Raw genomic sequence first — 21,663 nt, forward strand, 5'->3', positions numbered from 1 at the left:
TCAACAGAACGCGCAACAAATTCAATATTCGACAATAGAAATAGGCTTTACGTATTTTTTTATTCAAAATATCAGGGTTGTTACTGAGATATCATCAACGGGAGTGCGAAAAAGTGTCGGAAAATTATCGGATCGATAATCTCGATCAGGCCATCCTCACCGCCCTGATGGACAATGCGCGGCTCCCTTACGCCGAGCTTGCCAAGCAACTGGCGGTCAGCCCGGGCACCATCCATGTGCGGGTGGAGAAGATGAAGCAGGCGGGGATCATCGAGGGGACGCGGGTGCAGGTGAACGCGAAGAAGCTGGGTTACGATGTCTGCTGCTTTATCGGCATCAATCTTAAAAGTGCGAAAGATTACCCCTCGGCGCTGGCCAAGCTGCAGGCGCTGGACGAAGTGGTGGAGGCCTACTACACCACGGGTCACTACAGCATCTTCATGAAGGTGATGACCCGCTCCATCGACGAGTTGCAGACGGTGCTGATCCACAAGATCCAGACCATAGACGAGATCCAGTCCACCGAGACGTTGATTTCACTGCAAAATCCCATCCTGCGGGACGTGAAGCCCTGAGTAGCGCCTTCCACACGAGCCCCTGATTTTGCTGTAGCTTCTGATATGGAGCGATGTGAAGCCCTGTTCTCGCCGCCGGCTCCGGCATGGCGGGCTCAGGGCTCGAGGTAGGGGATGCCGTACTTGTCGTAGAGGGCCTTGAGACGGCCGTCGCGCTTCATGTGCAGCAGCTCTGCATCATAGGCTGCCATCAGCGCCGGGGTGTCGGCATCGGCCCGGGCCTTGCACCACACATGGTAGTAGGGGCTGCTCTTGAGCGGCTTGGGCAGGTAGTCGAGCTTGCCCTCAAGTCCCTCTTCCCTTATCTGGGCGAAGGCGGTGACCAGAGACATGGGGACCACATCGATGCGTCCGGCGATCAGCTTGCGCAGTTGCAGCTGGTTGATGGGGATCACCTGGACGCGATAGGCCGGATCGGCCATGGCTGCCGTCAGTTCCGGGGTGTAGGAGAAGTCTTTGGTGACGCCGATGCGCCAGGGCTTTAGATCGGCCAGGGTGCGGTAGCGGATCTTCCCCAGGTCATCCTTGCGCACGAAGAAGTGCCAGCTGTGGCGGATATGGGCCTGTTCGGGGTAGAGCAGGTAGGACTCCCGCTCCGGCTTGTAGGAGTGGCTCAACAGCAGGTCATAGACGCCGCCCTCGGCATTGCGGGTGAGCCTGGCGCCGGAGTCGAGCAGCTCTATCCTGATGGGGACCTTGAGGCCGCCGAAGATGGTGGTGACCAGATCCACATCCAGGCCCCGTGGCTGGCCGCTGTGATCCAGCCATTTCAGAGGGGGTTCCAGGATGCCGCCAATGACCAGCTCTCTGGCCGACAGCCAGCAGGGCAGCAGCAAGCAGAGCACGAGCAAGCTTCGCAAATCACATCTCCTGAACACTCGGGGCGGGTTCACGATCCACGGGGTATAGTGACCGGCAGATATCTCACTAGAGACGACCCCGGATGGCAAACCCTGAAATAGAAAGTGAACTGGATGGCATCGACAGGCTTTCTGTCTGTCTCTATCGTCTCGGACTGAGTCTGACAGCTTTGCTGCTGTTGTGTCGAGGGGCAGGAGTGCTGGGATGGCTGGTGCCGTTGTCGCCGTCTCAGTGGCTGACCATGCTGGTGGTGGCGAGCGGTCTGTGTGGATTCTGTCTGCACCTATATGACAAGCGGGTGCGGTTTTTACTGCAGGGGCTGGCCTGGGGCGGGTTGATGCTGGCCGCCTGTGGTGCCCCCGCCATCCTGGTGCTGGGGGCGGCCCTGGCCACCCTCTGTGGCCTGGCGTTCAAGGAGCAATTCTGTTTCGCCATCCCGGGCATCAGGCTCCTGCCGCTGTTGTTGCCCTTGCTGTGGTTGCTGGAGTGGATCCGCGTTGCCTGGGCTGCGGCCCTGGTTGCCCTGGCGAGCGGCCTGCTGCTCGGCCTGCTCAGTCTGGCCAAGTGGCGCATGCCGCTGCATTTCGATATCGGCGATCGGGGACGCTACCAGCTCTAGGTGGCCTGACACTGCTTCATCTGCGCGTTGAGGGCCTGCATCACCTGCCGGCGGTTGATGATGCCGACCACCTTGTCCCCTTCCCGCACCGGATAGATCTTGGGCTTGGCCCCGGTCATCTGGCGGGCGAGATCCAGGATGCTGTCGTCCGGGCTGACGAACAGCGGGGTACGGCTCATCAGATCCTCCACCTGGGTACGGCTGTCGCAGTGGTAGCTGCCGGTGAGCAGACTCGGGATGCAGTCCTGCTCGGAGAGAAATCCGATCAGTCGTTTCTGGTCGTCCAGCACCGGCAGGCCGCTCGAGTCTGCCTGATGGAGCCTGTCGAGTGCCTCGGCCAGGCCGAGTTGCGGGCTGAGGGAGTGGGTCAGGCGGCTCATGTGATCGCGGATCTGCAGCATGTGTGTGGCTCCAAAAGGGTTAAAGTGGTGTCACTATGTCCGCTGGACGGTGCTCGGGGCCAATGGCTTGTACCGTTGAGATTGATAGGCACGGCCCCGGGCCGGCAAGCAACGACAAAAGGAGAGGGTATGCGTGCATTGGTAACGGGCTGCGGCCGTCGGCTGGGGTTCTATTTATGCGAGCAGCTGGTGGCCGCTGGCTGGCAGGTGACGGGCAGCTATCGCAGCGAGCGAGCCGAGCTGGCCCACCTGCGGGCCCTGGGCGTTGAGCTGGTGCAGGCGGATTTTGCCGTGGAAGGGGAGGTCGCACGGCTTGCCACGGCACTGGGTGCCCATGATGATCTGGCGTTGATCATCCACAACGCCTCGGCCTTCGAGCCAGAGGCTGACGAGCCGGCGGCACAACTGGAACAGTTCGAGCAGTTTTACCGGGTGCACATGGCGGCGCCATTTCAGCTGAATCGCGCGCTGGCACCCCAGCTGGCGCGCCAGCACAACGCCAGCATCATCCACATCACCGACATCTACATTCACGCCCCGGCGCCCCAGTTCGCCGCTTATGTGGCCACCAAGGCGGGCGCCCATTCGCTGGCCATGAGCTTTGCCCGGGAGCTGGCACCCGAGGTGCGGGTCAACACCATAGAGCCCGGCCCCATCCTGTTTCTCGATGAGCATGGCGACGCCTGGCGCCAGCAGGTGCTGGCCCGGACGCCGTTGGCGAGGGAGGGGGGGCTGGAACCCATCTGGCAGGCAGTCACGCTCTTGATGGCAAACGACTATATGACGGGAGCCAGCATCCGGGTGGATGGTGGCCGGGCTCTGGCCGTCATCTAGACGTTATGAGCGCGTCGTTGAATGAAGCGATGGCGGGAGTCTGATCGGGCTCCCGTCGTGGTGATCCAGCAGGGCGACTAGTGGTGGCGAATGGTTGCCTGATGGGCAGGCATGTCCGGGGGCACGGCGGACAGCTCCTGGCGCTCATCGGTCGGCTGTCGGAGGGCGACGGGCTGCTGGCCGAAGGCCTGCTGTGCAAACACCTTGCTGGTGCGCAGACGCAGCGTCACCTTGTGGGCGCCAACCCGTCCCCCCTCATACATCTCGGCCAGCAGATCCCCGAGATAGGCATCCACCCCGACCCCGGCGAAGGCATCCCTCTCGTGGCTGGCCAGGATGTCGATGTCGAGGGGTCTGTCCGTCACCTTGCACAGGGGATTGCCGCGATCCCGCCCATGGGCCAGCTCCATGGTGACGAATTCGGCCTTCAGCTGGGCGGCGGAGAGCTCGCTCTGGACGACGAACAGGCAGTTGAGAAAGTCATGGTGCGAGCGCATCCCCACCGGTGTGGTCTGGATCACCGAGCTCAGACGCAGCTGGCCGAAGCGGGCCAGCAGCTCTTCCACGGCCTGGCTGACATGCTGGGCAGGGTCTAGATTGGATCCAATGCTGCAGAGGTAAAACATGGTTGCCATTCCTTGGGTTGGGCTCGTCTGAAATATATACGCAGCTCACGGTTATCGGATTCACTATGAATTAACATATTGTTATCTGTTGTGATCCAACTCTGATTGGCAGAAAGGAGGTTTGCATGAGTGTGGAGATGAAATGGGCGCTGTTGACCGCCTCAGGAGCCTTGGCCGTGATCCTGATCATCTGCCTGGCATCCGTCGGTCTGGCGTAAATCCGAATTCCGAGTGCAATCAAACCGGCCCCTTGGCCGGTTTTGCTTTTTCATGGAGTGCGGATATGCTGGCCCCCCCATGACGAATCGAGACAGCAGAAGATGACCAAGGTTCGGCCTCGTTCCCTGCTCCAGGTGGTATTGATGGGCTTCGTGCTGGTGTTGATGCCCCTGGGGGGCATGATCTGGCACGACAGTCAGGCGCTCTCCCATCTGGGCCAACTGACCAGCGACGAGATGGAACGTGCGGTGCGGGATACCCGCCGGGCTACCCTGCTCACCGCCCAGGCCATCGATCTGGAGCGCACCTTGCGCCGCTATGCGGTGCTGGGGGACGAGCGCATTCTCGGCAGTTATCAGCAGCAGTTGGCCCGCTATCGCGAGCTGCTCGCCACTCATCGGCAATCCATCCCGGATGCCGCCGTCTACTCCGATCTCGAGGCCACCCTGGCCTGGCTGGATGGCTTGCAGGATCTGCGCAAGGCCAGGATGGAGGCGACCAGTCCCAATTTCACCCAGTTCAATGAACTCAACCAGCAGCTGGAAGTGGTTACCCGCAGTCAGGTTGACGAGCATGTGGCGGGGATGCGGGCGGCCATCGCCGAGCTGAGGAAGGAGATCTGGTGGGTCAGTGGCTTCGTGGTGGGACTCAGTCTGTTGCTGGTACTGCTGTTTACCTACCTCATCATCCACCCCGTGCGTCAGATTGAGTCGCGGATCCTGAGCCTGGGGGCCGGTGTCGAGCCGGACACGCGCCCGGTGGATGGCCCTGCCGAACTGGTGTTGCTGGGAGAGCGGATCGGCTGGCTGCACGACAAGCTCAAGGAGCTGGAACAGCAGAAGTACCAATTCCTGCGCCATGTCTCCCACGAGTTGAAGACGCCCCTCGCCGTGCTGCGGGAGGGGGCGGATCTGCTCTCCGAGCAACTGGTGGGGCCGCTCAATGGGGATCAGCAGGAGATCTGCCAGATGCTGGAGGAGAACAGCCGCCGGCTGCAGACCCTGATCGAGCGGCTGCTCGACTTCAATCGCCTCAGCCAGCAGGAGGTGTTCAGCCTGATGGCGGTGCCGCTGGCCCCCCTGTTGTCAGAATTGTCTGCAGAGTACCGGCTGGCGCTGGAATCCAAACAAATCAGTGTACACTGGCCGCCCGAGCCCATCAGCTTGCAGGCAGAGCCTTATCGCCTGCGACTCATCCTCGACAACCTGTTTTCCAACGCGGTCAGTTATGGCGCCAAGGGTGGCCAGATCTGGATCCGTGCCGGCCAGGATGCCAATGGCGGCTGGCTGGAGGTGGCCAATGAAGGGCCCGTCATCCCGCTGGACGAGCGGGAACGGATCTTCGAGCCGTTCGAGCAGGGCAGCATAGTGCGCCAGGGGTTGTTGAAAGGATCCGGGATGGGCCTCTCCATTGCCCGCGAGTCGGCGATGAGCCTGGGGGGCGAGCTTAAATTAATTGAGGATGAACAGGCTGATGTCTGTTTCCGGTTGGATCTTAAGTGAAATTCAAGATGAAACGATTCGTTGTACCCGTATTGATGATGAGCCTGCTCGCAGGCTGCTCCCTGCTGCCATCGCGCAGCCTGACAGAGCCCTCGGAGCAGGTCCTCGCCAAGCGGATGGAGTTCGCCAATAAAGAGATGCAGGTGCGCCTGCAGTACTCGGACTGGTTGCTGGCCAGCCGTCCCCAGCAGCGGATACAGGAGCGCGAACGGCTGGCCGGAGCCACCGATCTCGAGAGCCGGGTCAGCCTGGCCATGGTCAACACCCATCCGTCCGAGTCGGTGGCGAGTCGCCGGGCTGGGCTGGACAAGCTCAAGGCCCTGCTGCCCGAGCTCGGCCTGGATGCCCAGGCCTTTCTGCGCAGCTGGATAGCCCTCGGTGAGGAGCTGTTGGCCCGTGACAGTCGCCGCGACGATCAGAGCCAGGAGGTACAGCGTCTGCGCCGCCAGATCGAGCAGCTCTCCGCCATCGATGAACAACTCAACCAGCGCAAGCTCAATGGGGGCGCCCAGCCATGATGCGCCGAGGGCATGCCGGGCAGGGGAGAACAACAAGTCTTCACGGTAAAGGGGTGAGAGCATGAGTCGCATTCTGCTGGTGGACGATGATGCCAGCCTGCTCAAGCTGATGAGCATGCGCCTGCGCAGTCAGGGTTACGAGGTGGATACCGCCGACAGCGCCGAGGGGGCGCTGGACAGGCTGCGTCAACAACGGGCCGATCTGGTGCTGAGCGACCTGCGGATGGGGGGCATGGACGGACTGGCGCTGTTCGAGCGGATCCAGTCCCAGTGGCTCGGCATGCCGGTCATCATCATGACCGCCCACGGCACCATTCCCGACGCCATCCAGGCGACCCGCTCCGGGGTGTTCAGCTTTCTCACCAAGCCCATCGACAAGGACGAGCTGCTCGTCACCATAGAGCACGCCCTGAGCCTGACCCGTCCGAAACAGCAGCATGAGTGGCAGTCCCTCATCCAGACCCGCAACCCCCAGATGGAGCAGTTGCTGATCCAGGCGAGCAGCATCGCCGCCATGGAGGTGCCCGTGCTGATCATGGGGCCGTCAGGTTCCGGCAAGGGGGTGATGACCCAGGCGCTGCACCAGGCAAGCAGCCGCCGTGACCAGCCGCTGCACACCATCAACTGCGCTGCCTTGCCGTGGGCGGCGCTGGATCTGCAGCTGTTTGGCGAGGATGGGCAGTCTGGCCTGTTCGAGCAGGCCAAGGGGGCGACCCTGTTTCTCGACGAGATAGGGAATCTGTCGGAGTCGTTGCAGGCCAAGTTGCTGCAGGTGCTGGCGGAATATGGTCAGGGTACCCCCGAGGTGCGGGTCATCAGCTCCAGCCACCAGGATCTGGTCACCGCCATGGAGGAGGGGCGTTTTCGGGAGGATCTCTTCTACCGCCTCAATGTGGCCAACATCACCTTGCCGCCCCTCAGCGCCCGCAGCGAGGATATTCCTCTGCTGGCACGTCAGGCGCTGGACGACTATCGCAGTCGCCACGACAACTGCGCGGCTCTCGGTTTTTCGCCGGAGGCGCTGGCCCTGCTGGCGGCGGCGGCCTGGCCCGGCAACGTCCGTCAGCTCTATGGGGTGGTGGAACAGCTCGCCAGCCTCTGCTGTAGCCCGGTGATCGGCGCCGCCATGGTGGAGTCGGCCCTGAGCGGTGGTGTCGGCGGCATGCCCTCGTTCAACGAGGCGCGCGCCGAGTTCGAGAAGGAGTATCTGATCCGCCTGCTGCGCACCACGGAGGGGAATGTGACCCTGGCGGCCAACATGGCGGGGAGAAACCGCACCGATTTTTACAAGCTGTTGAATCGGCACGGTATCGAGGCGGCCAACTTCAAGCTGAAGAGCTGATCCCAAGGGCAAAATGAAAACGGCCTGACCACTGTGGTGGTCAGGCCGTTTTGCCATGTCGCGCCGGGTTTCAGGAGCGGGCGGGATCGGCCGCGTTCGCCGTGGCCTGGGTCTTGCTGGATAGCCAGAGGCCGCTCGCCTTCATCAGATAGCCAAACAACGCACCTATGACCAGAGATGGCAGGATGAGCCGCCACTCCCCCGCCGCCCCGAAGGTGGCGCAGCAACCGGCGAAGGTGCCCGGAATGTAGCCCAGCCACTGCTGCCTGGCCTGCACGCACATCAGGGTCGCCACCACCCCCGTCATCAGATAGCCCGCCATGCCCGCACCCCACCAACCTTCGCCGTGGATCAGCAGCAGTGCCCACAGCATGCCGGTGGCGTTGCACAGCAGGGTCTGCAGCAGCGCCTTGTAACCGCCGCTCGAGGCGAAGTAGCTGGTACAACCGAGGAAACCGACCCAGGAGATGAGGCCGAGGGCGGCGGCCAGTCCGCCCCAGACGGCAGAGAGGATTCCGGTCGTGATGGCGATGGCGATCAATGGGCTCATGGCATGACTCTCAGTGGTTGAATCCGGAAAAGGAGGCAGCCTACCCTTCGGCAAGGGGGCGGCAAGCAGGGGCCGGATTGTGTGTGATCTCCGTCACTCTTTTCAACTCGGGAATACGCTTGCGCTCGCGAAAAAAATTCACTGGAGGCGTCCTTGGCCTTAGCCCATAGTTAGAGGCCCTGTCCCGCTCATGGAGTGAGTCTGATGGCGCCAAACGTGATAGTCCCCCTGCTGGTATTCATTCTGCTGTTCTTGGTCGGCACCATGGCCAAGGCGCTGCCTCTTTACCAGCCCATGTAATTTTGTGTGAAATAAAACTCGGCCGGGGCGGGTCTTATGGTTGTCAGCCTCATCGCCCCGGGAGTTTTCCATGTTGATCAAGCGCCGTTCCTCTCATCACCTCACCGAACAGAATGTCACGCCGGAAGCCGTCTATCAGGATCGCCGACTCATTCTGAAAGGGTTGGGACTGAGTGCCGCCACCCTGGCGTTTCCCACCCAGGCCAGCCTGCTGGATCTCTTCTCCGCCGAGGAGTCGACCCCGGCGCCTGCCACCAAACCACTCAATTACAAGGCTGCGACCCGGCCGGACGGATTGACCCTGACGCCGCTGGAGAAGGCGACCAGCCACAACAACTTCTATGAGCTCGGCACCGACAAGGGGGATCCGGCCCGCAATGGCCATTACCTCAAGCCCGAGCCCTGGACGCTCAAGGTCGAGGGGGAGGTGGTCAACCCCTTTACCCTGGATGTGTGGGATCTCATCAACAAAAGTACCCTGGAGGAGCGGATCTACCGGCTGCGCTGCGTGGAGGCCTGGTCCATGGTGCTGCCCTGGAGCGGCATCCCGCTGGCGGATCTGATCCGCCGGGCCGAGCCCAACAGTCGCGCCAAGTTCGTGGCGTTCGAGACCCTCTATGATCCCGAGCAACTGCCGGGACAGGCCTCCCGCTCCCTCGGCGGCGGTATCGATTACCCCTATGTGGAGGGCTTGCGCCTCGACGAGGCGATGCACCCGCTCGCCTTCCTGGCGATGGGGCTCTACGGCAAGACGCTGCCGGCCCAGAACGGGGCGCCCATCCGGCTGGTGGTGCCCTGGAAGTACGGCTTCAAGAGCATCAAGAGCATCGTTTCCATCCGCCTGGTGGAGGAGATGCCTCCAACTACCTGGAACCTGTTGGCACCAAACGAATATGGTTTCTATGCCAACGTCAATCCACAAGTGGATCATCCGCGCTGGAGCCAGGCGAGCGAGCGCTTCATCGGCGAGGGGGGCATCTTCGGTGCCAAGCGCCAGCCGACCCTGATGTTCAACGGCTATGGCGACGAGGTGGCCTCCCTCTATCAGGGGATGGATCTGCGCAAATGGTATTGAGACGGGGAGCCGACGCATGACAATGAGACTGACCACGCGCCATATCACCCTGCTGCGGGCCCTGGTGCATCTGGGGGCGCTGGGGTGCCTGCTCTGGCTGGGCTATGCGGTGCCGGCCGGGCTGCTGGGGGGGGATCCGGTTCAGGGGCTGACCCACTACCTCGGGAAGGGGGCACTGCACCTGTTGCTGCTCACCCTGCTGGTGTCGCCGCTGGCCAAACGCTGGCGCCAGGGTCAGCTCATCAAGCTGCGCCGCCCCCTCGGGCTCTGGTGCGCGGCCTGGGCCGGCTTGCACTTCATGGTCTGGCTGGGGCTGGATCTGCAGTTTGACTGGGGGCTGATCGGCGGCGAGCTGGTGAAGCGCAGTTACATAGTGGTGGGCATGGTGGCGCTGCTGTTGCTGATTGCGCTCAGCATCACCTCGATCCCGGCTCTGCTGCGGCGTATGGGGCCGGCCTGGCAGAAGCTGCACAACTGGATCTATGCGGTGGCCCTGCTGGTGCCGGTGCACTACTGGTGGTCGGTCAAGAGTGGCTGGCAGGAGCCCCTCATTTACCTGTTGCTGGCGGGGGCACTGTTGTGGCCGCGGCGAGATAAGTTGCTGCGTCCCTGGCGCCGACCTCCGCAACCGGTCGGGAGGGCGGCGCAACAGCCGTCACGCCCATAGCAAAAGAGGCCTAATCGGCCTCTTTTTTGGTGATCTCTCCGCTGTAGGCATCGACCTGCAGTTGCACTCGCCTATCGTCGGCGTCCAGGGTTTCCACCTCGAATTTGTCCCCTTCCAGCTCGACTTCCCGAATGTCGTGGTACCCTTGTGCCAGCAACAGCTTGACCAGGGCCGGCATGTCGAGACGCGCCTGAGCCGCCCAGCCAAGGGTGGAAAAAAGGCAGAGGATCAGCAGGATACTGCGTGGGATCATATTCATTCCGGATTCATGGCTGGCACACTATAAACGGCATTATGTTAGGTTTTGAGAGATGAATCACCCATGAATAGCGCGCTGCCCCTGCTGGGATTGCTGCTGCCGATGCTGGTCCAGTCGGCCCAGCCGAACGAGGCCTTGCTGCAACAGGCGGTCAGCGAGGGGCGGATCCGGCCTTTTCATGAGCTGATGGAGGTGGCTTCCCGCCTGCCGGTGCGCGTACTGCGCGTCGATCTGGGGGAGGAGGACGGGGTCTGGCTCTATGAGCTTCGGCTCATCGACGACGAGAACAGCGTCATCAAGGTAGGCTATCGCGCCGACAACCTGGAGATGGTGTGGCTCAAGGGCCATCACCTGGAACGCCTGTTCGAGCCTCGCCCGCCCCCGGAAGAGGAGTGATCAACCGGATGTTCCCCGCCCTGATGATTCGTCCCCCAATCGCCGCCGGTACAGGCGCAACTCTGCTTTGGATACCCATTTATGCGAATTCTGATAGTTGAAGATGAAAAGATCCTGGCAGGCCAGCTGGCGGAACAGCTGCGCCTGTCCGGATTTGTGACCGATCTCTGCCACGATGGCAACGAGGCGGGTTTTCTCGGCGAGACCGAGCCCTATGATGCCATCATTCTGGATCTCGGCCTGCCGGGTCGCGATGGTCTGAGCGTGCTCAAGGAGTGGCGCAGCAAGGGGATGGACACCCCTGTGCTGGTGCTGACCGCCCGCGGTCAGTTGCACGAGAAGATTGAGGGGCTCAACGCCGGTGCCGATGACTACCTCACCAAGCCGTTCCAGGTCGCCGAGCTGGTGGCACGGGTACAGGCGCTGGTGCGCCGGGCGGCGGGCAACGCCAGCTCCATCCTCGAGATTGGCGGGGTACGGCTCGACATGGCGGCGTCTCAGGTATGGTACGAAGGAACCCCCATCAAGCTCACCGCCCACGAGTTCCGGGTGCTGGGTTACCTGATGCAGCACAGGGGCAAGGTGGTGTCGCGCAGCGAGCTGATCGATCACATCTATGCCCAGGATTTTGATCGCGACTCCAACACGGTCGAGGTGTTCATCGGCCGGATCCGCAAGAAGACCCACGCCGATCTGATCGAGACGGTGCGCGGCCTCGGCTACCGGATCAACGAATGACGCCATCGCAACCGATGGCCGGGTGGGCTGAATGAGGCTGGTACGTACCCTGCGGGGACGGCTGGTGGTCATCGCCCTCGTCTGGTGCGGGCTCTTCCTGTTCGCCACCGGTTTCAGCCTACAGACCATGATGCGCAACTATTGGCAGGAGGCGGAAGCCGACGGCCTGCGGTTGCAGCTCTACGATCTGCTCTCCCGTCTCGAGATCCAGCCCGACGGCCTGCCCGTCGTCACCGAGCCCATGGCGGACCCCCGTTTCCGCCAACCCTATTCCGGCTATTACTGGCAGCTTGAGCTGGGGGATGCCGTGGTCAGCCGATCCCGCTCCCTGTGGGATGTGCACCTGAGCGCCCACGGCCTGAAGTCGGCCTTCGGGGATCCGGATCTCTTCGTCGGCAAGGGGCCCAACAAGGAGCCCCTGCTGATCATGACCCGCACTGTGCTGCTGCCGGGCTCTGACAAGGTGTTTACCCTGGTGATGGCCAAGGACAGCAGTGCCCTGACCCAGACCCTGAAGAAGACCCGGATCAGCCTCTTCCTCGGTCTCGGCTTTGCGGCCGCCGGTTTGGTGCTGGGCTTCATGTTCCAGATCGTCTACGGCCTGCGGCCGCTCCACCTGCTGCGCCGCGAGTTGGGCCGGGTCCATCAGGGTCATCAGGAGGGGTTCAGGCTGCGCTATCCGCTGGAGATCCAGCCGCTGGTGGAAGACATCAACCGTCTGCTGCACCACTACGGTGAGCTGTTGCAGCGAGCCCGCTCTCACACCGGCAACCTGGCTCACGCCCTCAAGACACCGCTCAGCATCATGCGCAATCAGGTGGCCCAGCTGCCCCCCGAGGATCAGGCCGCCATCGGCGAGCAGCTCGATAAGATCCAGCGCCACATCGATTATCACCTCGGCAAGGCGCGGGTCACCGGGGCCGCCAAGATCCTCGGGGTCTCGACCCCGGTGCGGGCACGGGTGGAGTACATCTGCCGTGCCTTTTCCCGGCTCTACCCGGGCAAGACGGTGGACCTGCAGGTGCCAGCCAACCTGGCGGTCGGGGTGGAGGAGCAGGACTTCGACGAGATGGTGGGCAACCTGCTGGAGAACGCCTTCAAATGGTCGGCCAGCGAGCTGCGCATCTCCAGCGCCGAGCTGGGGGGCTGGATCACCCTGCGTATCGAGGACGACGGCCCCGGCATGAGCGAGGATCAGATCGCCAAGGCGGTGCTGCGCGGGGTGCGCCTCGACGAGAAGGTGCCGGGCTCCGGGCTCGGCCTCAACATAGTGTCAGACCTGGCCGAAGCCTATCGTGGCAGCCTCATCATGGGGCGTGCCGAGCTGGGCGGGCTGGCCGCCTCGCTTTCCCTGCCCAAGGTGGCCAGGGTCGACGGTTAGCGCCCCAATGGGCGGTTTGGTTCCATCTTGGGACGCTCGGGCCTGTCTCGTCCTCCGAGGTAGCGTGGGGGACGCACCAGGCATAAGATATGGTCCTTATTTCAAGCGGTAGGAAGGGTAGCAATGACTGACGATCCATGGGCGCTGTGCCATCTCGATGATTCGTTCGATGCCTCCGTGCTGGGTACCAAGGGGGCCCAGATCCAGTGGTTTGAGGACAGGGAGTCCCTGATCGAGTTCTTGCTGGAGGACTTTGTCGATCTGTTGGCCGATGTGGGCGAACTGGATGAGGATCAGACCGAGAGCGCCCGCGAGCGCTTCACCCTGCTGGTGGAGCAGAGTCAGGACGATCGCACCCTGATGGATGCCATCAACGATCTCGCCTCGGGCCTGCGTCGCATCGCCTGGCTGGGGCCGCTCTCGGAGCTGGCCGAGATCAGCGACGACTTCGCGAGTGGTCTGCGCGCCTTCTTCTGGACCCAGTATGATGGGGACGAGGATGACCCCGAGGCCTGGGTGCCGGAAGATCTCTGGCCACAGTTGGTGGAGTGTGCTGAAGAGTACATGGTGGAGGGCGATTTCTAAGCCACGTCACCGGTCACCCAGGGTGGAATGTGCAGTTGAAGGACTCACTATCAGCAATAAAAAACGGCGCCTCGAGGGCGCCGTTTTGGTTGGTCAATCGATCACTCAGGCGTTGACCGGTACCTCATGGGCGGTGTTGACGAGATCTGGTCCGCTGTATTTCTCGATCTGCAGCTGGGCCATGTGGCCGCAGTTGCCTTGCGCCAGGCTGGAAGAGCCCTCGTCGAAGGTCAGGCAGTTGACGTTGCCGTTCTTGCAGATGGCGCCCACCTCGCCCGGTTTGGCCGGATCAAACCAGGCTCCTTCGCAGATCCGCACCACGCCGGGGCGAATGTCTTTCGAGAGCAGCGCCCCCACCAGGATCTGGCCGCGATCGTTGAAGGCGCGCACCAGATCCCCATCCTGGATGCCGCGTGCCTTGGCGTCGTCCGGGTGGATCAGGATGGCCTCTCGATCGGCGATGGCGAACTTGTCCCGCAGCGGGGTGTTGTCCAGCTGGGAGTGCAGCCGCTGGGTCGGGTGTGAGGTGTTGAGCGACAGCGGATAGCGCGCGGCTACCTCGCTCTTGATCCACTCCTTGGGCTCAAACCATTTGGCATGACCGGCGCAATCGGCATAGTTCATGCCCGCCACCGTGTTGGAGAAGATCTCTATCTTGCCGGACGGGGTACCGAGCGGGTTGAGCAGCGGGTTCTCGCGAAAATCGGCGTGACGGATCCACTGGCGGTTCGCCTCGGGGATCGGGAAACGGATGTAGTTGTTGGATTCCCAGAACATGCTGAACGGCGGCAGCGCGACCCGGGCACCCCGGGCCTGGGCGGCCATGCCGTCGTACATCTGCTTGAGCCACAGCATCTCGTCCTTGCCCTCGGTATAGGCCTCTTGCAGGCCCAGCTTGGCGGCGATGGCGCTGAAGATGTCGAAGTCGTTGCGGGCCTCGTGCTGGGGCGGCACACACTGATGCATGGGGAACACATAGCGCTGGGAGTAGTCGCCCCCCATCTCCAGATCGTTGCGCTCGTAGCTGGTGGTGACCGGCAGCACTATGTCGGCGTGCTTGGCGGTGGCGGTCCAGTAGGGCTCGTGGACTATCACGGTCTGCGGCTTGCGCCAGGCCTGGAGCAAGTTGTTGGTGTCCTGATGGTGGTGGAAGGGGTTGCCGCCCGCCACATAGACCAGCTTGATGTCCGGATAGGTCACCTTGCGACCGTTGAAGTCGATGGTCTTGCCCGGATTGGCGAGACAGTCGGCGATGCGGGCCACCGGAATGGGGGCCGGGCTGTTCTTGGGCGCGTTGCCGGCGGAGATACCCGCCAGGATCCCCCCCTTGGCGGTGGGGCTGCCACCGGAAGAGTAGTGGTAGCTGAAGCCGTAACCGCCGCCCGGCAGGCCGATTTGACCCAACATGGCCGCCAGGGTGACCAGCATCCAGTTCGGCTGCTCCCCGTGGTGCTGTCTCTGCATGCCCCAGCCAGCCATGATCATGGTGCGCTTGGCTGCCATGTCGAGAGCCAGCTGGCGAATCACCTTGGCCTCGACGCCGCAGACGCTGCTCGCCCACTCGGCGCTCTTAGGCTGGCCGTCGTCCTGGCCAAGCAGGTAGGCGAGGAACTTGTCGAAGCCGACGGCGTAGCGATCGAGGAAGGCCTGATCGTGCTTCTTCTCGCTATAGAGGGTGTGGGCCACCCCCAGCATCATGGCCACGTCTGTGTAGGCGTTCGGCGCAATCCACTCGGCGTTGGCCAGCTTGGCGGTCTCGTTGTAGACGGGATCGATGCTGATGACCCGGGTGCCTTTCTCTTTCAGTGCCTTGAAGCCTGCCTGACCCTCGTGATCCGGCATGTTCCAGCTGTTCTTCAGGGTGACCTGAGCGTTGACCCCCCAGAGCACCACCAGTTCGGCGTGTTCGACCACGTTGGGCCAGGCGGTCTGCTGTTCGTATACCTCGATGGAGCCCATCACGTGGGACATGATCACCTGGGCCGCACCTGTGGAGTAGTCACCGGCATAGCCGGTGAAGCCGCCACTGAGGTTCATCAACCTATGTAGCAGGGTGCGGCTGTTGTGGAACATGCCCACACTCTTCCAGCCATAGGAACCGGCGTGGATCGCCTGCGGGCCGACGTCGCGCTGGACTCGCTGGATTTCACCGGCCACCAGTTCGATGGCTTGCTCCCAGCTCACCCGCACCCACTCGTCGGCGCCGCGCAGCTCGGGTTTGGCGCCCGGTCCGTGCTCCAGCCAGCTCTTGCGCACCATGGGGTACTTGATGCGGTTCTTGGCATGGACCTGGAAGGGCGCCATGTCGATGAGGTCATTCGGTGCCGGATCGTCGGCCACCGGCTGGACCCGCACCATGCGGCCATCGGCGACGATGGCCTCGAAGGCTCCCCAGTGGGCGCCGGTCAGTATGCCCTTCTGGGCGGGGACCAGGGTGGGGAACTGCTCCAGCGCTGTGCTGATGGCCTGGGCCAGGGCGTGCTTCGGGAACAGGGCACCAAGCAGGGGCAGGGCGGCGCAGGCCCCCAGGCCCTTGAGCAGGCTGCGGCGGGACAGATTGGTCTGTTGATCATTGAAAAAAGTCATATCGAATTCCTCTGTTCCAGCCTCAGTGTGCCGCGCTCATGTCACTGGCGTGTTTCTGCACGTATTGGGTCAGCATGCGCGCCTGCTCCGGGGTGAGGGAGGTGCGGGACTCCATGCCCTTGATGACGCCGATCCACTGGTTGGCATTGAAGTGATCCAGCGCGGTCAGGCCGTGGCAGCCGGTACAGTTGTTGGACATCAGGGTGGAGGCGTATTGCCACAGCTTGCCCTGATCGCCGATGAGCTGGGCCTGATCCACCCAGGCGGTCAGCTTGACCTGGTGCCAGGTGAGGTTGGTGGCGCCGTCGGTCTCGCTCTTGCTGGTGATCAGTGCCTGCTTGGCGGCATCGCCGACCAGCACGCTCAGGATGCGCTTGCCGGGGGCGGCGTAGAACACCTCGCTCACGCCGTCCTGCTGCCAGCCCTCGATCTGCACCTGGGCGCGGCCGTTGTCGTTGGCCAGGACCTCGACCTGGGTCGACGGCATCAGGGTACCCTCGTCCGTGGTGGCCTTGGCATCGAGGAACAGGGGCGTGGTGGCGATGGCGTAACGGGTGGTGACGCTGGCCGGAGTCTGGGCGGCGGCGGCGGCCAGTTCGCTCGCGCCGGCGGCTGCCAGCTCGCTCATGTCGGGCATGATGTGGGCGACACCACGGTGACAGTCGATGCAGGTCTGCCCCTCCTTGATGGCGACCGGGTGTTCGGTGCGGGCGTTGGGGCGCTGGGCCAGAATGTCCATGGCGACGTAGCTGTGGCAGCTGCGGCAGGTGGCGGAGTCATTGGCCTTGAGCTGATCCCAGACCGTCTGGGCCATGCGCAGCTTGTGGGCTTCGTATTTTTCGGGAGTGTCGAGCGTGCCGATCGCCTCGTGATAGATGTCCTTCACGGCGCGGATCTTGGTCCAGAGGTAGGAGGCTGGCTCATTGGGAATGTGGCAGTCGGCGCACTCTGCGCGGATCCCCTTCACATTCTGGAAGTGGACGCTGCCCTGATACTCGGCGAGCGGTGTCTGCATGGAGTGGCAGGAGACGCAAAATTCGGTGGAGCTGGTCTTGTGCAGCACTGTGACTGTCACTCCCAGTGCCGCGACGCCCAGCAGGGCTCCAAGCAGCAGGAGCCAGAACCAGGTCTTTCTCAACATTTTTCCAAGCATGGTGGCGGTGTCCTTCGAATCGGATATTACCAATATAGTAGTAGTCTTGAGACTCGAGAGATTGACCTCAGTCATGGTTTATATTTTGATATGGTGCAACTTATGGATTTAAATTTCTCCTAATGTTCATTATGTGAATTTAAATCAAAATCCAATCTCGAGATGAGCTCAGGTCCGCACTGAACCAGGCTCAGGCGGGGAAAGGTTGAACGCCAGTCCAGGCCCTGGCGTGCTCCTGTCATATGGCCCGCCGCAGGATTTGGGGTTTGTGGAGGGAGCAATGTATACTGTTCGCATATACAGTATTCAGGTGTCTCCGTCATGCGACTCTTTATCGCCGAAAAGCCCAGCCTTGGCCGTGCCATCGCCGATGTTCTACCCAAGCCTCACAAGAAGGGTGAGGGTTTCATCGAGACGGCACAGGGAGACGTAGTGACCTGGTGTATCGGCCACCTGCTGGAGCAGGCGGAGCCCGATGCTTATGACACCACCTACAAGCAGTGGCGGATGGAGCACCTTCCCATCGTTCCTGCCCAGTGGCAGCTGGTGGCCAAGCCCAAGACCAAGAGCCAGCTTGCCGTGATCAAGCGGCTCATCAAGCAGGCCGACTGCGTGGTCAATGCCGGTGACCCGGACAGGGAAGGGCAGCTGCTGGTGGACGAGGTGATCGACTTCCTCGGCTATCCCAAGACCAAGCCGGTGCAGCGCTGCCTCATCAGTGATCTCAATCCTCCCGCGGTGCGCCGCGCCCTCGACAAGCTGCGGGACAACAAGGAGTTCGTGCCGCTGGCGGTGTCGGCGCTGGCCCGCAGCCGCGCAGACTGGCTCTATGGCATCAACATGACCCGCGCCTACACCCTGCTTGGGCGCAAGGCCGGCTGCAGCGAGCTGCTGTCGGTCGGTCGGGTGCAGACGCCGCTGCTGGGGCTGGTGGTGCGGCGGGATCTCGAGATAGACGCCTTCGTGCCCAAACCCTTCTACGAGGTACTGGCCCATGTGATGACGGAGCGCAACGAGGGGTTCAGCGCCAAGTGGCTGCCTTCCGAGGCCTGTGCGCCCTGGCAGGACGAGGAGGGACGGGTGCTCAACCGGGCACTGGCCGCCAAGGTGGTTGAGCGCATCAAGAACCAGCCAGCCCAGGTGGAGGAGGTGGAAGAGCAAGCCCGGAAACAGGCGGCGCCACTGCCTTACAACCTCTCCAGCCTGCAGATCGATGCCGCCAAGCGGTTTGGCATGGATGCTAAACGGGTGCTGGATGTCTGCCAGAGCCTCTACGAGCGCCACAAGCTCATCACCTACCCCAGATCCGACAGCCGTTATCTGCCAAGCGATCACTTCAACAGGGCGCCCCAGGTGCGGGATGCCATCGCCGCTACGGCCCCGACGCTGGCCAGCGCCGTGGCCGAGGCGGACGGCAAGATCCGCAGCAAGGCGTGGAATGACGGCAAGGTGGATGCCCATCACGCCATCATCCCCACCGAGAAACATGGCAACCTGGCGAGCCTCTCCGCCGACGAGGGCAAGCTCTATGGCCTGGTCGCCCGCCAGTACCTGCTGCAGTTCTATCCCCCGTTCGAGTACAACGACAGCCGGGTGTTGCTGCGTATCGCGGGCGGCCTGTTCCAGGCCAAGGCCCGGCGCATCCTCAAGGCGGGCTGGAAGGCGCTGCTCGGGGTCGAAGAGGACGATGAGGAGGAGGCCGGTACCCTGCCTGCGTTGCGAGAAGGGGAGCAACTGTTGTGCGAGCGGGGCGAGCTGCTGGAGAAGATGACCCAGGCACCCAAGGCATTCACCGATGCCACCCTGCTGGCTGCCATGACGGGCATAGCCCGTCATGTGCAGGATCCCGAGATCCGCAAGATCCTGCGCGAGACCGATGGCCTGGGCACCGAGGCAACCCGGGCTGGCATCATAGACCTGCTGTTCAAGCGGCGCTTCCTGGTGCGGCAGGGCAAGAGCATCAAGGCGACCCCGACCGGACGGGCCCTGATCCTGGCGCTGCCCGCCACCGCCACCACGCCGGACATGACGGCGCTGTGGGAGCAACACCTGGGTCGGATCGCCGAGCGTCAAACCGGTTACCAGCAATTTATGGGGCCGCTGACGGATCAATTGAGCGCCTTGATCGAAGGGGCCAGACAGGATTCGGGAGCCAGCTTCAGCGCCCTGCCCAAGGAGGTGCCGGGGGCCAACAAGCGGCGCTTTACCCGTCGCAAGAGTGCGGCTGTCAATGGGGTTGGTGCGGCGCCCCGCAAGGGGGCTGGCAAGCGCCCGGCCAGAAGCAAGGCGGCATGAGCGATCTGAGTGCTTGGCGGTTAGTTGCGGCGGTAAAGAGAGAGGGGCCATTGGCCCCTCTCTCTACTTGGCTGCCTGTTAGCCGGTGTAGACGTTCTCTTCCGGGTAGCGGATCCGGGTCTCGCTCGGTCTGGAGAGCATGATGGCCAGGGTCAGCGGGCCGAGACGGCCGCAGATCATTACCAGCACCAGGATGAGCTTGCCCGGCTCGCTCAGGGAGGCGGTGATGCCGGTCGAGAGGCCGACGGTGGCAAAGGCCGAGACGGTTTCGAACATGATCTTGTCGAAGGGTTGCGACTCCGTGAGCATCAACAGGAACATGGCCAGCATCAATACCATGACGCTGACGATGATGATGGCGAGTGAACGGGTCACTATCTGGGGCGACAGGGTACGGCCAAACGCGGTGACATGGGGTCGTTTGGTCAGGAAGGCCCTGGTGGCCAGCAACACCACGGCGAAGGTGGTGACCTTGATACCGCCCCCCGTCGAGGTGGCACCGGCACCGATGAACATCAACATCATCATGAACAGCAGGGAGGCCGGCACCATCTGGCCGATGTCCACCGTGTTGAAGCCGGCCGTGCGCGCCGTGGCCGACTGGAAGAAGGCCGCCAGCAGTTGGCCACCGGGCCCGGCGTTGCCGAGCGTGGCGGGATTGTTGTGCTCCAGCAGCCAGAACATCAGGGTGCCCAGCAGCAGCAGGGCGGGGGTCATCAGCAGCATCAGCTTGCTGTGCAGCTTCAGCTTGCGCCAGCGATGGTTGCGCACAAGATCGACGATGACGGTAAAACCTATCCCGCCGAGGATGAGCAGGGCCGGTATGGTCAGGCTGATGATGGGGTCGTCTCTGTAGTCGATGAGGTTGTTGGCAAACAGCGAGAAGCCGGCGTTGTTGAAGGCCGAGACCGCATGGAAAAAGCTGACGTAGAGACCATGGCCCCAGCCCATCTCCGGTACCCAGCGAATGGCCATGATGGCGGTGCCGATCAGTTGGGCTATCAGCGCGAACAGCACGATGCGCTTCACCAGCTGGATGATGTTGACCGATCCCTCCTGGCCCAGCGCCTCCTTCGCCAGTATCTGCTGGCGCAGGCCGACCCGCTTGCTGAACATGGCGATGAGCAGCAGTGTCATGGTCATCTGGCCCAGGCCCCCTATCTCCATCAGTATCAGCAGGATGATCTGCCCTTGCAGGGTAAAGGCGGTGCCGGTATCCACTACCCCGAGACCGGTCACACTGATGGCCGAGGTCGCGGTGAACAGGGCATTGATGAAGGTGACCTCGCCCTTGTGACTCGAGGGCTGCACCAGAAACAGGGTTCCGATCAGGAGGATGATGAGAAAGCTGCCCAGGATCAGCCTGGCTTCACTCCAGCGGGACTCGGTATCCCGATGCAGGGCAAAGGCGTAGTTGCTGCGCCAGTTGATCATAGGGTGTCGAGCCAGTGATCGATGGCGTGCTTGTTGCCGGCGAGGATCAGGATGTCACCGAGTTGCAGCTCCATCTTGCCGGTCAGCACGTTGTGCAATACCTCGCCGCGCTTGATGGCCAGCAACTGGAAGTCGTTCTGTTGCAGCAGATTGAGATCGGCCAGGGTGCGACCATTCTGTTGCAGGCCGATCACGAACTCGGTCAGCACCATCTCGTGCCCCAGCTCCAGGTAGTCAAACAGGCGGTTGTCCAGCATGCTCTGGGCGACCCGGCGGCCCATGTCCCACTCCGGGTTGATTACCTTGTCGGCCCCCACCTTCTGCAGGATCTTGGCGTGGAACTTGTCGCGCGCCTTGACCCACACCTTCTTCACTCCCGCTTCTTTCAGCACCAGCGTGGTGAGAATGCTGGTCTCGAGGTTGTCGCCGATGGCCACGAAGACGATGTCGAAGTTGGCCAGTCCCAGCTCGGCGACCGTGGCCTCATCGGTGGCATCGGCGACGATGACGTGGTTGCACAGGGTTGCGATCTGACGGGTCTTGCTCTCGTCGATATCGATGGCCAGCACCTCGGCATTCTGCAACTGCAGCTCTTCACACAGTGCGCTGCCGAACAGGCCGAGGCCGATGACGGCGAATTGATTGTTCATTCATGCTTCCTCAACGGACTGAAGGGGCTACTCTACTCCAGCGGTTTGAGTCCGAACAGTACCCGGGTTTTTCGTCCCGGGGATCTGGGGTAAACTG

The 21,663-nt window shown here is 62.5% G+C and carries 23 protein-coding genes; 14 read left to right on the forward strand and 9 right to left on the reverse strand.

Going from position 1 to position 21,663, the window contains the following annotated elements:
• The first annotated feature begins 113 nt into the window (after positions 1-113).
• On the forward strand, positions 114-575 hold the full coding sequence (gene asnC, locus ACB039_RS16490) for a transcriptional regulator AsnC (protein ID WP_043132833.1): 462 nt from the start codon (positions 114-116) through the stop codon (positions 573-575).
• Between the two features lie 95 nt (positions 576-670).
• Here asnC and ACB039_RS16495 read toward each other — a convergent pair whose 3' ends face one another.
• Entirely contained in the window at positions 671-1,435 is a 765-nt protein-coding gene (locus ACB039_RS16495; RefSeq protein WP_171269333.1) for an ABC transporter substrate-binding protein, read from the reverse strand.
• Between the two features lie 83 nt (positions 1,436-1,518).
• Between ACB039_RS16495 and ACB039_RS16500 the strand changes: the two genes are divergently transcribed.
• Positions 1,519-2,055, forward strand: a complete 537-nt coding sequence (locus ACB039_RS16500; RefSeq protein WP_161507671.1) for a DUF2301 domain-containing membrane protein — start codon at positions 1,519-1,521, stop codon at positions 2,053-2,055.
• Here the strand turns inward: ACB039_RS16500 and ACB039_RS16505 are convergent.
• Positions 2,052-2,456, reverse strand: coding sequence for a CBS domain-containing protein (locus tag ACB039_RS16505; RefSeq protein WP_171269332.1), 405 nt, complete (start codon positions 2,454-2,456; stop codon positions 2,052-2,054). The genes ACB039_RS16500 and ACB039_RS16505 overlap by 4 nt on opposite strands.
• 129 nt (positions 2,457-2,585) lie before the next feature.
• On the opposite strand from ACB039_RS16505, the gene ACB039_RS16510 reads away from it, so the two are divergent.
• A complete protein-coding gene (locus ACB039_RS16510; protein WP_171269331.1) occupies positions 2,586-3,290 on the forward strand; it encodes an SDR family oxidoreductase in 705 nt (234 codons plus the stop codon).
• A 77-nt stretch (positions 3,291-3,367) separates the two neighbouring features.
• On the opposite strand, the gene ACB039_RS16515 is transcribed toward ACB039_RS16510, so the two are convergent.
• On the reverse strand, positions 3,368-3,916 hold the full coding sequence (locus ACB039_RS16515) for a 2-amino-4-hydroxy-6-hydroxymethyldihydropteridine diphosphokinase (RefSeq protein WP_050504434.1): 549 nt from the start codon (positions 3,914-3,916) through the stop codon (positions 3,368-3,370).
• Positions 3,917-4,041: 125 nt separating this feature from the next.
• On the opposite strand from ACB039_RS16515, the gene ACB039_RS16520 reads away from it, so the two are divergent.
• From ACB039_RS16520 to ACB039_RS16535, 4 genes are all read left to right on the forward strand, one after another.
• Positions 4,042-4,134, forward strand: a complete 93-nt coding sequence (locus ACB039_RS16520; protein WP_106885551.1) for a YnhF family membrane protein — start codon at positions 4,042-4,044, stop codon at positions 4,132-4,134.
• Between the two features lie 102 nt (positions 4,135-4,236).
• Positions 4,237-5,637, forward strand: coding sequence for a sensor histidine kinase KdpD (locus tag ACB039_RS16525; RefSeq protein ID WP_041206551.1), 1,401 nt, complete (start codon positions 4,237-4,239; stop codon positions 5,635-5,637).
• Between the two features lie 8 nt (positions 5,638-5,645).
• Complete coding sequence (locus tag ACB039_RS16530) at positions 5,646-6,155, forward strand: hypothetical protein (protein WP_041207108.1); 510 nt, start codon at positions 5,646-5,648, stop codon at positions 6,153-6,155.
• Between the two features lie 61 nt (positions 6,156-6,216).
• Positions 6,217-7,497, forward strand: a complete 1,281-nt coding sequence (locus tag ACB039_RS16535) for a sigma 54-interacting transcriptional regulator (RefSeq protein ID WP_171269330.1) — start codon at positions 6,217-6,219, stop codon at positions 7,495-7,497.
• Positions 7,498-7,567: 70 nt separating this feature from the next.
• Here the strand turns inward: ACB039_RS16535 and ACB039_RS16540 are convergent, their stop codons facing one another.
• Positions 7,568-8,047: a DUF1097 domain-containing protein gene (locus tag ACB039_RS16540; protein ID WP_041206550.1), complete on the reverse strand. Its 480-nt coding sequence runs from the start codon at positions 8,045-8,047 to the stop codon at positions 7,568-7,570.
• A 370-nt stretch (positions 8,048-8,417) separates the two neighbouring features.
• Here ACB039_RS16540 and msrP point away from each other — a divergent pair, with 370 nt between their 5' ends.
• The gene (gene msrP, locus ACB039_RS16545; protein WP_171269329.1) at positions 8,418-9,422 is read left to right on the forward strand and encodes a protein-methionine-sulfoxide reductase catalytic subunit MsrP; all 1,005 of its coding nucleotides are present in this window, start codon (positions 8,418-8,420) and stop codon (positions 9,420-9,422) included.
• 16 nt (positions 9,423-9,438) lie between these two features.
• Complete coding sequence (gene msrQ, locus ACB039_RS16550; RefSeq protein WP_041206548.1) at positions 9,439-10,089, forward strand: protein-methionine-sulfoxide reductase heme-binding subunit MsrQ; 651 nt, start codon at positions 9,439-9,441, stop codon at positions 10,087-10,089.
• Positions 10,090-10,099: 10 nt separating this feature from the next.
• On the opposite strand, the gene ACB039_RS16555 is transcribed toward msrQ, so the two are convergent.
• A complete protein-coding gene (locus ACB039_RS16555) occupies positions 10,100-10,348 on the reverse strand; it encodes a PepSY domain-containing protein (protein WP_005332668.1) in 249 nt (82 codons plus the stop codon).
• A gap of 63 nt (positions 10,349-10,411) precedes the next feature.
• On the opposite strand from ACB039_RS16555, the gene ACB039_RS16560 reads away from it, so the two are divergent.
• The 4 genes from ACB039_RS16560 (at position 10,412) to ACB039_RS16575 (ending at position 13,448) form a co-directional block, all read left to right on the forward strand.
• On the forward strand, positions 10,412-10,744 hold the full coding sequence (locus ACB039_RS16560) for a PepSY domain-containing protein (RefSeq protein WP_042650602.1): 333 nt from the start codon (positions 10,412-10,414) through the stop codon (positions 10,742-10,744).
• An 81-nt stretch (positions 10,745-10,825) separates the two neighbouring features.
• Positions 10,826-11,482 (forward strand): response regulator transcription factor, encoded by a 657-nt coding sequence (locus ACB039_RS16565; protein ID WP_005332666.1) that lies wholly within the window; start codon positions 10,826-10,828, stop codon positions 11,480-11,482.
• A gap of 31 nt (positions 11,483-11,513) precedes the next feature.
• Positions 11,514-12,863, forward strand: a complete 1,350-nt coding sequence (locus ACB039_RS16570; RefSeq protein WP_005332665.1) for a sensor histidine kinase — start codon at positions 11,514-11,516, stop codon at positions 12,861-12,863.
• Positions 12,864-12,986: 123 nt separating this feature from the next.
• The gene (locus tag ACB039_RS16575) at positions 12,987-13,448 is read left to right on the forward strand and encodes a hypothetical protein (protein ID WP_005332664.1); all 462 of its coding nucleotides are present in this window, start codon (positions 12,987-12,989) and stop codon (positions 13,446-13,448) included.
• 105 nt (positions 13,449-13,553) lie between these two features.
• Here ACB039_RS16575 and torA read toward each other — a convergent pair whose 3' ends face one another.
• Both torA and ACB039_RS16585 read right to left on the reverse strand, forming a co-directional pair.
• Positions 13,554-16,034 (reverse strand): trimethylamine-N-oxide reductase TorA, encoded by a 2,481-nt coding sequence (gene torA / locus ACB039_RS16580; RefSeq protein WP_182787277.1) that lies wholly within the window; start codon positions 16,032-16,034, stop codon positions 13,554-13,556.
• Between the two features lie 22 nt (positions 16,035-16,056).
• Positions 16,057-17,187, reverse strand: a complete 1,131-nt coding sequence (locus tag ACB039_RS16585) for a NapC/NirT family cytochrome c (RefSeq protein WP_182787279.1) — start codon at positions 17,185-17,187, stop codon at positions 16,057-16,059.
• A 321-nt stretch (positions 17,188-17,508) separates the two neighbouring features.
• Between ACB039_RS16585 and ACB039_RS16590 the strand changes: the two genes are divergently transcribed.
• A complete protein-coding gene (locus ACB039_RS16590) occupies positions 17,509-19,482 on the forward strand; it encodes a DNA topoisomerase III (protein ID WP_371166050.1) in 1,974 nt (657 codons plus the stop codon).
• A gap of 78 nt (positions 19,483-19,560) precedes the next feature.
• On the opposite strand, the gene ACB039_RS16595 is transcribed toward ACB039_RS16590, so the two are convergent.
• Positions 19,561-20,916 carry a TrkH family potassium uptake protein gene (locus ACB039_RS16595; protein WP_005332659.1) on the reverse strand — a complete coding sequence of 452 codons (1,356 nt, stop codon included), beginning with the start codon at positions 20,914-20,916 and terminating at the stop codon, positions 19,561-19,563.
• Positions 20,913-21,566, reverse strand: coding sequence for a TrkA family potassium uptake protein (locus ACB039_RS16600; RefSeq protein WP_042650608.1), 654 nt, complete (start codon positions 21,564-21,566; stop codon positions 20,913-20,915). The genes ACB039_RS16595 and ACB039_RS16600 overlap by 4 nt, the downstream gene beginning before the upstream one ends.
• Positions 21,567-21,663 lie beyond the last annotated feature (97 nt).

The sequence above is a fragment of the Aeromonas sp. S2(2024) genome, assembly GCF_041402505.1.
In the GTDB taxonomy this organism is placed as follows: domain Bacteria; phylum Pseudomonadota; class Gammaproteobacteria; order Enterobacterales; family Aeromonadaceae; genus Aeromonas; species Aeromonas media.